This window comes from Vibrio sp. SCSIO 43137 (assembly GCF_028201475.1).
Lineage (GTDB): Bacteria > Pseudomonadota > Gammaproteobacteria > Enterobacterales > Vibrionaceae > Vibrio.
The window spans coordinates 788,344-801,291 of the sequence record NZ_CP116384.1 but is presented as its reverse complement, the minus strand read 5'-3'; the positions used below and the strand labels follow the sequence as shown (position 1 = coordinate 801,291).

Here is a 12,948-nt window from a genome sequence, read left to right as displayed (position 1 = left end):
TCTAATTTAGTTTTAGCTTAAGACTTAGGAGGCCCTGCGAGGCGTCCCTCTGTGGAAGGGGGGTTGACTTTAAGTGACTTGGAAAACTCATTCTTACTCTCAGACGCATGCTTACGCATACGCTTAAGTGCCTTGTCCAAGCTGAGATCATTATTGTCTTGTACTTTAGTAGTTAACATACGGTACCCCCTAGTTACCTTGACTATAACTGATAGATGTTATGTTTGGAAGTTTGTCGTTGCTCATCTGTAATTCGCTTAAATAGAGCTTTGTTTCTTGGGTCAAACGGGTCGGGCTGGTCAAACCCTAGTTCTCTGTAATACTTCAAGAGCTCATCTTCATCCAAAGGATCCTGAATCCCAATCCAGTCTGCCTCGATAGCAATCGCGAACAATTCTGCGCATCGGGAAGAGATTGGCACAATATGCCCTTTTATTGGATTTTTCAGGCCATTGCCTTGCATATAGTTTATTTTAACTACGAGCCTTCCTTCGCTTGCTTTACCAAGCATTAAACCGCAGAGTTGGTTATCGTACCAAACAGCCACTTCAACCCTAGCTGGGTAATTTCGACGATATTGATCTCTGATTACTCGCCAATTCCAGCCAACTTGCCTTTCTAAAGGTTGATGCCACATCTCTTGATACAGTAGGGCGGTTTCTGTTATCTCGGTTAAATTTACACGATTAATAAAATCGGGCAGTAACTCTAAATAATCTGCCTGAACCTGCCGGAGAGTTTCCAGCCTGAGTCGTCGATATAGATGAGCTATACAGGGGCTATTCATGCAAGTTAAAATTATTTTCACTGTGTGGTGAGATGTTTTGTTGCGGATATTGTAGATAACAGTTCGATATGTAACTACTCAATTTAGTTTGTGTTTTGCATGATTGTTCGAGTATTGAGTGTCCAATTCAATTGCGTCACGGATAATTACAAACTAGGTTTTCAAATTTTGTAATGGGTCGCAGAAATTGAATCAAAAAAGGCGCTAACCAGCGCCTTTTCTCTATTTCAAATTTAGCTCAGTGAGATTACTTCTTACGGCTGAATTCGCAACGTAACCAGATAGACTGACCGTCCACTTTGCCTGAGAACAGGTCAACATCATCTTTCGCCAGGCCAATGTTTCTCACTACTGTACCTTGTTTTACTACCATGCTGGAGCCTTTTACCGGCAGGTCTTTAATGATAGTTACGTCGTCACCTTTTTTAAGCTCATGGCCGTTGCAATCGACGTGTTTCTGGCCGTCTTCGTCCATACCAATCTCCGCCCACTTGGCCACGTCTTCTTCAAGATACATCATATCCAGCAGGTCTGTTGCCCATGCCTCTTTTTCAGATAGACGCTTTAGCTGACGCCATGCGGTAACCTGAACAGGGGGAACCTGGCTCCACATGCTGTCGTTCAGGCAGCGCCAGTGATTTACATCTACTGTCTCCGGGTTCTCGATTTGGCCCTTACAAGTGTCACAAAGCATAATTGCGTGGTCCACGGTTACCTGAGTGTGCGGTGCAACAACGTATGGGGTAAGAGAAGATGAAGAGCTGCATAACTCGCACGTTGAGCCGCAGCGCTCCAGCATAGTGGTTTCTGTAGACATAAAAATACCTATTAATCTATTTTAACAACAGGCCATAAGTACATGGGATATACCCTTGTTTACATATGGTCTTTAGTGGGCGGCATACTATATGACCCGCTTTCGTTTTTCCAGAAAAATCAGGATGAAAAAGCGGGTAATAATTTTACGGCTTTTTACATTGCGGCCCGCTACCTGCTTGTTTAGGCAAGGTGTTGGCTTTTTGGGTCAGATCCGCAATTCGTGTGCTGTGAGAAGGGTGAGTAGATAACAGCTCGGGTGGTTGGTTGCCGCCGGAGGCTTTAGCCATGTTTTTCCACAGGGAAATGCTCTGGTACGGGTCAAAGCCCGCTTTTGCCATTAATTCTAAGCCGAGAATATCAGATTCTGACTCCTGTGCTCGCCCATAAGGCAGTAACACACCATATTGCACGCCAAGGCCGAGAGCTGCCATGGTAGCGGATTTATATTTTGAGTCGTTTAACGCGATATTGGAGAGCTGCAATCCGGCGTTTGCCAATTGAGCCTGAGATATGCGTTCGTTACTGTGGTCGGCAAGAACATGGGCAATTTCATGACCGATAACGGTAGCAAGCTGATGCTGATTCTCTGCAACCTTCAGAAGGCCTGTGTATACGCCAATCTTACCGCCGGGCAGGGCAAAGGCGTTGACCTGATCACTGTCGAATACCACCACTTCCCATTCTGAAAAACCGGGTTGCTTAGGCACAAAAGGTAAAATGGCGTTAGTTACGCATTGAACATAGTTTATTGTGGCTTTATCCTGACTGATAAGCTGCTCTTTTTTCATCTGCTCAAAAGACTGAGAGCCAAGAGAGCTCATCTGCTGATCGGAAAACAGGATCAATTGATTTCTTCCGGTAGGAGAGGCAGTACAGGCCGCTAATGAAATGGCGAGTGCCGCAACGGAAAGGCTTTTGCATTTTTTCAATGTTAATCATCCAATTAAAATCAGGTGCTGAAAGAAATGATACCATTTTGTACCTGAACAGTTTATAGCAACTAAAACAATTAAGGTTAGAAAATGTCAATCTGGCAAAAAGAGATCAGCCTTCAGGCGCTGAACAACTCATCAAAAAACACCCTAATCGAACATCTGCAGATAGAGTATACCGAAGTGACCGAAAACTCAGTTACTGCCACTATGCCGGTTTGCAGCTTTACCCACCAGCCATTAGGCATGTTACATGGCGGAGCATCAGTTGTTCTGGCAGAAACGCTAGGCTCGGTAGCTGCCAACTTTTCCGTAGATGACGAGCACTTCTGTGTCGGGCTTGATATTAACGCCAACCATATTCGCGCTATGAGAAAGGGCTATGTAACAGGAAAAGCTGAACCCTTACATATGGGAGCGACAACGCAGGTTTGGCAGATCACTATCTGCGATGAAAGGGGAAGACTGGTGTGTACCAGCCGCCTTACCATAGCGGTCAGAAAACATAAGCGATCAAACTAGTGGTTATTGTATTTAAAGGCGGAAAGATCATAGCCAACGCGCTTGATCTTGTTGTTCGTCTGGAGGGTGAGCATCAGGCAAACCTTCAGGCTCATGTTGATGCGGTGCAGTTGATTGGGAGGGGTGCGAATGTTATTTCTGTTAACTCGGGTGAGTGCAAATGGTCATTAAAACTCGACTCTGAGCAGCAACTAAAACAACTGGCGGACGAGATGAGTCTGGATATCAATTAGTGCAATAATAAGCGTTTATATGGCATGGGTTGCCGTGATAAAATAGGGAAATTCTCTAATCCCATAACTTATGAGATTTCCCCTTTATGAGCAGCCCAAGACTCCGCAACCAGTTCGAAACTCTGTTTGAACACTTTAAAGGCAGAAACAGTGATATCCGTCTGGAGGATATTACTGAAATCCTTTACTGCACCCGCCGTAATGCCCGTATAGTTTTAAATAAGCTGGCTGATCAGGGCTGGATTGAATGGATACCGGCTGCGGGCAGGGGCAATCTCTCCCGCCTTAACTTTATTCAGAACCAAAACGATGTCAGCGAGAATCTGGCAAAACGCCACCTTGAAGAGGGAAGGATAGAGCAGGCCCTTGGGGTATTGGGCAAAGATGTTTCCCGCCTGACCCATATTATTCATGACTATCTTGGTATACAGCATGTAGCCGGCCGGCAGGTAGTCCGGCTACCTTATTATCGGCCTCTGTCTATGCTTAACCCGCGTAAGCCTCACCGCCGTTCAGAGCAGAATATTATCCGTCAGATTTTCAGCGGCCTGACAAAGCTCAATGAAGATGAGCAACTCGAGCCGGATCTGGCCCACTCGTGGGAAGCGATTAACGCCAGACATTGGCGTTTCTATCTTCGCTCCGGCGTGAAGTTTCATAACGGTAAGTTGCTGGCAACAGAGCATATCCGCGACTCCCTGCTCTCATTAACCGATTCACTGCTTTATTCTCATATCGAACAGGTAGAGACACCGGATGCCAGTGTTGTGGATGTCCTTCTTAACCGTGATGACTGGCATTTCCCACTGCTATTGGCAGAATCTATGGCAAAGATCCTTCCACCTCAACAGTGGCTAAGCGATGACTGTGATATCCGTCCTGTCGGCACCGGGCCATATAGGGTGGAAGTCAATGACGACAAACGTCTTATTCTGCAAGCATTTGACGGTTACTTTGGTTACCGGCCGCTGGTGGATCGTGTGGAAGTGTGGGTGATCGATGAATCCTACTCATCATTGGTGTTTCCAAGCCTGACAGACCCAACTAAGCCTGTGGTTCCCGCTGATAATGAAGTGGAGCTTGATCCCGGCTGTACTTATCTGCTGCTGAACAGAAAGAGCGGTATTGCCAGAGACGACAAAGCGGCGGCTTATATTGCTTCTGTACTAAACTCATTTGCGCTGTTTAAAGCCTTGCCTGAAGAGACGGTTGTAGAGTTGGGCTTGTTACCTGCCCACGGCCTGAAACCGGGTTGGTACCATTCGTTGCCGGACAGAATAGCCTATAGCCCGGAGGAGGGGCAGAAAGTCACCGTTGCTTACCTTGCTGAGCACCCGGTCTTTCCACTGCTTGCTAAGGCGATTAAGCGCCTCCTGAAACAAGCGGGCTTTAGTGTTGAACTATTAAAATATCAACATAAACCGGACAAGCCGGATGAAATCGACATCTGGTTAAAACCGATGGGCATAGGTACCTATCGTGATGATGCGTTAGCAGGCTGGTTGCTGGATTATAGTGATATACACCGTTTTAGTGAGACAACATCATTTGCACACTGGCAGGAGTTGGTAACTGAATGGAGAGAAACTCAGGATTCCCCTTTCCCTGCTAAAGAGCTGGGTAAATCACTGGTCGAAACGCGTCAGATTATCCCGATGTTTCACTGTTGGCTTGGTGTCAGTAAAGATCAGTGCGGAGCGCTGCAGAATGCAAAGTGCAACGCTCTGGGTTGGTTTGATTTCAGTAAAGTCTGGGTTAAACCTGAATTGAACTAACTTAGTAGAGGACGGGTTAGAAGAGTGATATCTGATTATTACTCGTCTTCTTTATCATGATCAGCTATAAACTGCTTAATGAAGCGTCTGACCTCTCTTGCTGCAGAGGTATCCATATCTTCACACAGAGAGACAAATTTATCCCGCTGTTCACCGTTGATACGAATGATCAACTGACTATCTTTTTTATTTGATTCTTTTTTTTTCTTAGTGCTCACAGGGACACCTTGAGTTACGAATAAAAGCGGCTAGAACTTTATATGCGTTCAACATTTAGAGTCAATACCGGAATGAAAGAAATGATGATTATGTATGATTTGCAAGCAAAATCAGATGAAATAACCATCAAAACACCTTTTTCTGTAGAACAAGATCGGGAAGATCTTCTTCATTATCTGAACCGTCCCGTTCTTCTACCACCTGAAAACCGTGCTGCTTATAAAACTGCTGTGCAGGCTGGTTCATCTTAAAGCAAACCACTTTAATATGCTGAAATTTGGCATAACTCACTGCAGAGTTAAGTAAAGAGCTACCTATGGTATTTCCAGTGTAACCTGGCAGGATATAGAGTTGATCTATCCAGGTACTAAAGCCACGACTACTGCTGGAACAGATTCCGACAATCAGCTTGTTAATAACTGCGACCCATACGTCGGACTTAGCAAGCAGGATCTCCCTTATCCAGTAACTGATTTCCTGTTCTGAGTACTTAATCGGCGCATAGGGCAGATATTCAGCCCGCGACTCCGTTAATACTTTCTGAATGCATTCTGTATCTTTGCTATTGGCTTTTCTTATTTCAAAATCCATAACAGTTTCAGTGTATAGACATTGTCTATATAACGTAAATCTCGTTTCGGCTTTTGTCAATTGAGTGAACGCTCAATTAAATGACGTTCACTCTATATAATGGCTTTGGTTACTTGGCAAAGACGTCTTTAAAGTCTCGTTTAAGCACCGCATCACGGCGGGCCTTTTTAACTTGCTTAACCATATCTTTTACACAGTTATGCAGAACTTGATCAAGTAATTGAGCGCGGTATTCTTCCTGCTCGCTGTCACTCATCTCTTTAGGAAGTTCAAGAGTTTGGTACTCTTCCATAAAGTTAACACCGGCAAACGCCTGACTGACAGAAATTAAAGCGTGGAACTGCTCGAAGTTATCAAGCACATTCTGTGCACTGGCTGGCATAGTATCCCATGACTCACGGACGGCTTGTTCGGAAACCTCATGGATTGAGACGACCATACTAAGCATCTGCTCAGGTACCTGATCAAACTCGATTACCTTTTTCAGTTCGGCAGAAATCTGATCTAGATCGACAGTCTCTGTCTGCTGTGGGCTGTTTTCGTTGCTCATAAATGGTCTCGTATAGATAAGTTGGCTGGTAATGCTAAAAAGAACAATAAAAATGTCAATGAATAATAGCGCGTTACTTGATGTAGCAGGGGATTGTGACAAAAGGTTGCTGAATAGGTAACCAATAAAAAAGCCATCTTATAAAAGATGGCTTCGATACTTGTATAACTAATCAGATGGCGCTGACGTCTTCTGCTTGCGGACCTTTTTGTCCATTAGTTACTACAAACGATACTTGTTGACCGTCCTGTAAGTTTCGACGACCAGTTCCATTAATCGCTGAGAAGTGAACAAACACATCCTTCCCACCATTTTCTGGTGTAATGAAGCCGAATCCTTTGTCTTGATTAAACCACTTTACAGTGCCATTGATTTTTTCACTCATAATAAAACTCTATTTCAGGTAAGTAACTGATGCAAAAAGCACATCAACAAAAATACGTTACATTAACTAAAGCGTATAAAATATGGTCAATTTATTAAGATGTGATCAATACATGCCCTGAGGTAACATTTTAATAAAATTGTTTGAATTCAATTCATTATTGATAAAACAGCCAGAAACTCACAGCACAGTTATCTGGAGATTTTCTGATAAAGTTTAGCAAACTCATCATAGCGGGCACGGTTTAGGCCGGCATCACTGTAACCAACACGAGACTGGGATCGGTAATGAAGCTGTTTAGATGAGTCATCAAGGTAAAGCTCAAGATCATCTTTATACTTCATGGTTGGTGTGGTGAATACGACGTGCAGGTAGTTACCGTCGGAAACCACAACCTCATTTCCGGACATTTGGGAAAGAACGCGGTTGATGTCCTGTATCGCTTTGTCAGAATCCTGAAACGGGAGTGGTTCTACGAACTTCTCTTCCATATCAGTCTGGCTGGATACAGCGTTAGGGCTGGATGGCATTTCGGCGAACTTGCCGGAGTTAACACCCAGATAGCTAGGGGTGACACTGTTTTTATAAAACATATAAGCAACCAGTGCTAATACGACTGCAATGACGATTTTGTAAATCATTCGCCTGTTCCTGTAAGTTAAATTGTCTTGGCTTAACTTACCTTGTTTACTTTGATTTAACAATATTAAATCAAAATAATCACACTTTAAGTGGCGGATTTATAAAAGAAAATAGTACTAAGTGTTGGTTAAGACGCAACCCGGTTTCTGCCGGCCTTTTTGGCTTTATACAGAGCTTTATCAGCCGCTTTCATGGTGGACTGAGGGGATTTGTGATCGTAGCTGTCTGCGACACCAATACTGATGGTTACGGAAACACGTTTGCTGTTCTGACCTTTGCCGCGATTGATTAAACCGAGTTTGTTCTTCGGCCTCTCGTCGTACTTACGTATAGCCATCTGATAATTGGCGATATTTTCTCGCAGTTCATCAAGATGAATCAGGGCTTCTTCAATACACTTACCTTTAAACAGAACGGTGAATTCTTCTCCGCCATAGCGATAGACGCGCGCTTTACCGCCTATTTTACTCATTTGGCTGGCTACCAACCTTAGTACGTCGTCGCCGACGTCGTGTCCGTAGGTATCGTTGAACTTTTTAAAGTGATCCACATCCAGCATGGCGATGGTGTACTTTTTGCCAAGGTGTTTAAATTCAGCCTCCAGTGCGCGGCGGCTGGGGATATTCGTCAACTGATCATTGTAAGCCAGCTCATGGCTTGTGGTCATAATGCCGATAATCAATAGGAAGCCGGCCAGTGTATAGAGAATGGTCGATATATAAGGCATTTGTATCAGCAGCAGTGTTAGTGTTGAAACACACAAGGCGGTATAGATGGCCACATCTATGACCATATTTTTACGCAGAACAAAGACAGCAAATAACCCTACAAAAAAGGTGTTATACAGAATAACGATAAAAGGTAACTTAGATACCTGAGGAAGCTCGAACAGAAATTTCTGCCAGCCCTCACTTATCCCGTTAATTTCAATATGTTGTATAAACAGGCTGCTCCAGGCTAAAAGCAATACCAGTAAACCGCAGTAAACCAGCCCGCCTATGGAAAATATGCGCTTTTCAGGAAAGATATAAACGGCGATACAGGCGGTCGGAAAGGTAAACGCCAGAAGAACATACTCAATTTTTGTTGTGCCATAACTAAGAGGCTGTTGCAGCCGTGACTGGATAATCCAATAGGCGATGGCCAGAGCGGTGGCTATCATGCCCATGCGGCTTTGATTGAAACTCTGGCAAAGAAGAATACATACGGCAAACAGAAGATAAGGGAGTTGAGCTGCTAGATTAAAGTTGGTCTGAACCAGTAAGGCAATGTTATCCATATCCAGAAACAGGATACTAATAAGTATCAAAGGGAACAGAAGTCTGAATAGGTTGGTATGGATAAAGGACATCTTTTACAAATCACATGCTAATCTAAACTAAAAGTAATTACTTAAAGCTCGGTAGCATAGGATAACGGCTTTAAGGGGAATTAAAAACCTCTAACTGATTCAAATTGTGGTTAAAGCAGCAATAATTAAATAAAAGTGCTAATGAAAGTAGGCGATAACCTTTTGAGTTTCATATCATAGTGTTAGTTTTACTATGAATTATTCATGGAGATTGAACATGCAGATTAATGTCGACGTGCACAATTATATGGAAACCCTTGTAGGTAACAAGCTGGCGGAAGAGCGATACACAGAGCAGTACGATAATGATCAGCTTGCTGATTTAGCCTGTCTGACACTGAATCAGTTGAGGCCTATCTATATCCGGTTTGATATTGATTTCCTTTCACGGCTGGAAACGGGTAAGAGAATTCAGTATGAAGAGCAGGTTGCTGTTGCAGTTGAAGCGGCGGAGACAATGATCAAGTCAGATCGTCGCACAGAGCGCACAGAAGAAGAGGTGATCTTCGCCGATAGTGACGAAGAAAAAGAGAACCGCGAGTTAGAGTGGTATGAAGAGCCGATTTTAAAACCCAGATCACGATAGAAGTAAGGAGTTCTGAGTGGGATTTTTTTCTAATTTATTCTCTTCAAAAGAGAGTAAAGCAAAACAAGTTGAACCCGTAGAGTACAAAGGTTTTTTGATCTATCAGGAATCCATTGCTGAGTCTGGTCAATACCGGATTGCCGGCAGAATCACCCAAGAAGTTGACGGTGAGGTGAAGGAACATAGATTTATTCGTTCTGATGTAGTGAGTTCTGAGACTGATGCCAACGATCTGATGCTAAATAAAGCAAAAATGTTTATTGACCAGATGAACGGTAAGATCTTCAGTTAAAAGTTTGGCGTTGGGTCACGACTTTTACACTAAACAGTTTGATATTTATCATGATTGTGAGAGCCATTAGCGTTTATGCTGATGGCTCTTTTTATAATAGCTCGCGAAAAATACGTAATAATTCGAGCGATAAATAACCTCTATTTTTATCCGTTATCTGGTTTGACCTCAGCCCAGTAGTGAACTTGTTGTTTTTTCACTGACTTAAAGAGAGAATTCAAGGCTATTCAGGATTAGATGTAATCAAATAATGTATTTTTATTACAAAAAACTTGAAGTTATACGTGTCGTTAGATAAAAACAGATTATTCATTGTGCCAATAGTAGGGAATAACTATGCAAATTGGTGTACCTAGAGAGATACTCGCAGGTGAAACTCGAGTGGCTGCTACGCCGAAATCGGTAGAACAGCTGTTAAAACTAGGATTCGACGTTGCCGTTGAATCCGATGCTGGTCTGTTAGCCAGCTTTGATAATGCTGCTTATGAAGCAGCAGGGGCTTCAGTAGTTTCTGCTGAAGAGATATGGAATGCAGACCTGATATTTAAAGTGAATGCACCTTCTGATAATGAAATTGAATCAATTAAAGAAGGCGCTAGCTTAGTTAGCTTTATTTGGCCGGCTCAGAGCCCTGAGTTGATGGAAAAGCTATCAGCTAAGAATATCAATGTTATGGCGATGGACTCAGTACCGCGTATTTCTCGTGCTCAGGCACTTGACGCGTTGAGTTCTATGGCAAACATAGCCGGTTATCGTGCAGTGGTAGAAGCCGCACACGAGTTTGGTCGATTCTTTACCGGTCAGATTACCGCAGCGGGTAAAGTACCCCCTGCAAAAGTTCTTGTTGCAGGTGCGGGTGTTGCCGGCCTTGCTGCTATCGGTGCGGCCGGTAGCCTTGGCGCTGTTGTTCGCGCATTTGACGTACGTCCTGAAGTAAAAGAGCAAGTCCAGTCCATGGGTGCTGATTTCCTTGAAGTTGATTTCGAGGAAGATACAGGCGCTGGTGACGGCTATGCCAAAGAGATGTCTGACGAGTTCAACAAAAAAGCAGAAGAGCTTTATGCTGAACAAGCGAAGGACGTGGATATCATCATTACCACGGCTCTTATCCCAGGCCGACCAGCTCCAAAGCTGATCACCAAAGAGATGGTTGATAGCATGAAGGCCGGCAGCGTTATCGTTGACCTTGCTGCGGCTAACGGTGGTAACTGTGAGTACACTATCGCTGATAAAGTGATTACTACTGAAAATGGCGTAAAAGTTATTGGTTACACCGACATGGTGGGTCGCCTTCCTACTCAGTCTTCTCAGCTTTATGCGACTAACCTGGTTAACCTTGTAAAACTGCTTTGCAAGGAGAAAGACGGCAATATCGATATCGACTTTGAAGATGTTGTTCTTCGCGGTGTTACGGTTGTCAAAGAGGGTGAAGTGACCTGGCCGGCTCCGCCGATTCAGGTATCTGCACAGCCTCAGGTTAAAGCCGAGCCTGTTAAACCGGCGGAAGAGAAGGTTGAAGAACCTGCTTCTCCGGTTAAGAAAATTGTCGGATTGGTTGCTGCGGTAGGTGCGTTCGCATGGGTTGCGAGTGTTGCTCCGGCTGCATTCCTTTCTCACTTTACGGTGTTTGTTCTGGCCTGTGTAGTAGGTTACTACGTGGTATGGAACGTAACTCACGCTCTGCACACCCCGCTAATGTCAGTGACCAATGCTATTTCAGGCATTATCGTTGTGGGTGCGTTACTTCAGATAGGACAGGGTAATACTGCTGTTTCCGTTCTGTCGTTTATCGCCGTGTTAATTGCAAGCATAAATATCTTTGGTGGCTTTACCGTAACCAAACGTATGCTTGAAATGTTCCGTAAAGACTAAGGAGATTGAAATGTCTGCAGGATTAGTACAAGCCGCATACATTGTTGCTGCGGTTCTCTTTATCATGAGTCTAGCGGGACTTTCTAAGCAGGAGTCTGCCCGTGCAGGTAACTACTACGGTATTACCGGTATGGGAATTGCGTTGATCGCGACGATCTTCTCTCCTGACAGTTCAGCATTTGGCTGGATCATCCTTGCTATGGTGATCGGTGGTGGTATTGGTATCCACTATGCCAAGAAAGTTGAAATGACCGAAATGCCGGAGCTGGTTGCTATCCTACACAGCTTTGTAGGTCTGGCTGCGGTTTTGGTTGGTTATAACAGCTACATTGATCATGGTGTTTTCACCGATCAGGCACTGCTTAATATCCACCTTGTAGAAGTATTCCTTGGTGTGTTTATCGGTGCGGTTACCTTCACAGGTTCTATCGTTGCTTTCTGTAAGCTAAGAGGTCTGATTCCTTCTTCACCACTAAGTATTCCACATAAGCATAAGTGGAACTTAGCGGCTGTTGTTGTTTCGTTCCTGCTAATGCTTCATTTCGTCAACGTTGAAGGCAGCATGTTTGCCCTTATCGTGATGACCCTGATTGCCTTTGTATTCGGTTACCATCTGGTTGCATCAATTGGTGGTGCGGATATGCCGGTTGTGGTTTCCATGCTGAACTCATACTCTGGCTGGGCAGCGGCGGCCGCAGGTTTCATGCTGGCCAACGATCTGTTGATCGTAACTGGTGCACTTGTTGGTTCATCAGGTGCCATTCTTTCCTACATCATGTGTAAAGCGATGAACCGTTCGTTCATTTCTGTAATCGCTGGTGGTTTTGGTCAGGAAGTGGTGTTGGACACTGACACTGAATACGGTGAGCATCGCGAAACCAACGCAGAAGACGTTGCTGATATGCTGAAAAACTCTAAGTCAGTAGTGATCACTCCGGGATATGGTATGGCGGTAGCGCAAGCGCAATATCCGGTATATGAAATCACTGAGAAACTGCGTGCTCATGGCGTTGATGTTCGCTTTGCTATTCACCCTGTAGCGGGAAGGTTACCGGGTCACATGAACGTACTGCTGGCGGAAGCTAAAGTACCATATGATATCGTTCTGGAAATGGACGAAATCAATGATGACCTGTCTGAGACGGATACTGTTCTGGTTATCGGTGCTAACGATACGGTTAACCCGGCAGCACAAGATGATCCTAACAGCCCGATCGCAGGTATGCCTGTTCTGGAAGTATGGAATGCCAAAGATGTTATTGTCTTCAAGCGTTCTATGAACCCGGGCTACGCAGGTGTTCAGAACCCGCTATTCTTCAAAGAGAATACACAAATGCTGTTTGGTGATGCGAAAGAGAGTGTAGAGAACATCTTTAAAGCACTTTAAATAAC

General features: G+C 44.2%; 16 protein-coding genes. 7 read left to right on the top strand and 9 right to left on the bottom strand.

Annotated features, from left to right (window positions below; genetic code table 11):
• Positions 1-202 precede the first annotated feature (202 nt).
• The 3 genes from PK654_RS19485 to PK654_RS19475 all read right to left on the bottom strand — a co-directional run bounded on the left by PK654_RS19485 (position 203) and on the right by PK654_RS19475 (position 2,535).
• The gene (locus PK654_RS19485; RefSeq protein ID WP_271698958.1) at positions 203-808 is read right to left on the bottom strand and encodes a hypothetical protein; all 606 of its coding nucleotides are present in this window, start codon (positions 806-808) and stop codon (positions 203-205) included.
• Positions 809-1,034: 226 nt separating this feature from the next.
• Entirely contained in the window at positions 1,035-1,604 is a 570-nt protein-coding gene (locus tag PK654_RS19480; RefSeq protein ID WP_271698957.1) for a PhnA domain-containing protein, read from the bottom strand.
• A gap of 145 nt (positions 1,605-1,749) precedes the next feature.
• Complete coding sequence (locus PK654_RS19475; RefSeq protein WP_271698955.1) at positions 1,750-2,535, bottom strand: M48 family metallopeptidase; 786 nt, start codon at positions 2,533-2,535, stop codon at positions 1,750-1,752.
• A 93-nt stretch (positions 2,536-2,628) separates the two neighbouring features.
• Here PK654_RS19475 and PK654_RS19470 point away from each other — a divergent pair, with 93 nt between their 5' ends.
• From PK654_RS19470 to PK654_RS19460, 3 genes are all read left to right on the top strand, one after another.
• Positions 2,629-3,060: a hotdog fold thioesterase gene (locus PK654_RS19470; RefSeq protein ID WP_271698953.1), complete on the top strand. Its 432-nt coding sequence runs from the start codon at positions 2,629-2,631 to the stop codon at positions 3,058-3,060.
• The gene (locus tag PK654_RS19465) at positions 3,060-3,293 is read left to right on the top strand and encodes a DUF3389 family protein (protein ID WP_271698952.1); all 234 of its coding nucleotides are present in this window, start codon (positions 3,060-3,062) and stop codon (positions 3,291-3,293) included. The genes PK654_RS19470 and PK654_RS19465 overlap by 1 nt, the downstream gene beginning before the upstream one ends.
• Positions 3,294-3,379: 86 nt before the next feature.
• On the top strand, positions 3,380-5,068 hold the full coding sequence (locus PK654_RS19460) for an SgrR family transcriptional regulator (RefSeq protein WP_271698951.1): 1,689 nt from the start codon (positions 3,380-3,382) through the stop codon (positions 5,066-5,068).
• Positions 5,069-5,106: 38 nt separating this feature from the next.
• On the opposite strand, the gene PK654_RS19455 is transcribed toward PK654_RS19460, so the two are convergent.
• The 6 genes from PK654_RS19455 to PK654_RS19430 form a co-directional block, all read right to left on the bottom strand.
• Positions 5,107-5,286 carry a hypothetical protein gene (locus PK654_RS19455; RefSeq protein WP_271698950.1) on the bottom strand — a complete coding sequence of 60 codons (180 nt, stop codon included), beginning with the start codon at positions 5,284-5,286 and terminating at the stop codon, positions 5,107-5,109.
• Between the two features lie 127 nt (positions 5,287-5,413).
• Positions 5,414-5,878: a GNAT family N-acetyltransferase gene (locus PK654_RS19450; protein ID WP_271698948.1), complete on the bottom strand. Its 465-nt coding sequence runs from the start codon at positions 5,876-5,878 to the stop codon at positions 5,414-5,416.
• Positions 5,879-5,987: 109 nt separating this feature from the next.
• Entirely contained in the window at positions 5,988-6,428 is a 441-nt protein-coding gene (locus PK654_RS19445) for a DUF3069 domain-containing protein (protein ID WP_271698947.1), read from the bottom strand.
• A gap of 172 nt (positions 6,429-6,600) precedes the next feature.
• On the bottom strand, positions 6,601-6,813 hold the full coding sequence (locus tag PK654_RS19440) for a cold-shock protein (RefSeq protein ID WP_271698945.1): 213 nt from the start codon (positions 6,811-6,813) through the stop codon (positions 6,601-6,603).
• A gap of 191 nt (positions 6,814-7,004) precedes the next feature.
• On the bottom strand, positions 7,005-7,454 hold the full coding sequence (locus PK654_RS19435; protein WP_271698943.1) for a DUF1499 domain-containing protein: 450 nt from the start codon (positions 7,452-7,454) through the stop codon (positions 7,005-7,007).
• A 128-nt stretch (positions 7,455-7,582) separates the two neighbouring features.
• Entirely contained in the window at positions 7,583-8,806 is a 1,224-nt protein-coding gene (locus PK654_RS19430; protein WP_271698942.1) for a GGDEF domain-containing protein, read from the bottom strand.
• Positions 8,807-9,023: 217 nt separating this feature from the next.
• Between PK654_RS19430 and PK654_RS19425 the strand changes: the two genes are divergently transcribed.
• The 4 genes from PK654_RS19425 to pntB all read left to right on the top strand — a co-directional run bounded on the left by PK654_RS19425 (position 9,024) and on the right by pntB (position 12,943).
• Positions 9,024-9,392 carry a late competence development ComFB family protein gene (locus tag PK654_RS19425; RefSeq protein ID WP_271698941.1) on the top strand — a complete coding sequence of 123 codons (369 nt, stop codon included), beginning with the start codon at positions 9,024-9,026 and terminating at the stop codon, positions 9,390-9,392.
• A 16-nt stretch (positions 9,393-9,408) separates the two neighbouring features.
• On the top strand, positions 9,409-9,684 hold the full coding sequence (locus tag PK654_RS19420) for an HlyU family transcriptional regulator (protein ID WP_271698940.1): 276 nt from the start codon (positions 9,409-9,411) through the stop codon (positions 9,682-9,684).
• Between the two features lie 336 nt (positions 9,685-10,020).
• Positions 10,021-11,556 carry a Re/Si-specific NAD(P)(+) transhydrogenase subunit alpha gene (gene pntA / locus PK654_RS19415; protein WP_271698939.1) on the top strand — a complete coding sequence of 512 codons (1,536 nt, stop codon included), beginning with the start codon at positions 10,021-10,023 and terminating at the stop codon, positions 11,554-11,556.
• 10 nt (positions 11,557-11,566) lie between these two features.
• Entirely contained in the window at positions 11,567-12,943 is a 1,377-nt protein-coding gene (gene pntB, locus PK654_RS19410; RefSeq protein ID WP_271698938.1) for a Re/Si-specific NAD(P)(+) transhydrogenase subunit beta, read from the top strand.
• The last annotated feature ends 5 nt before the right edge of the window (positions 12,944-12,948 follow it).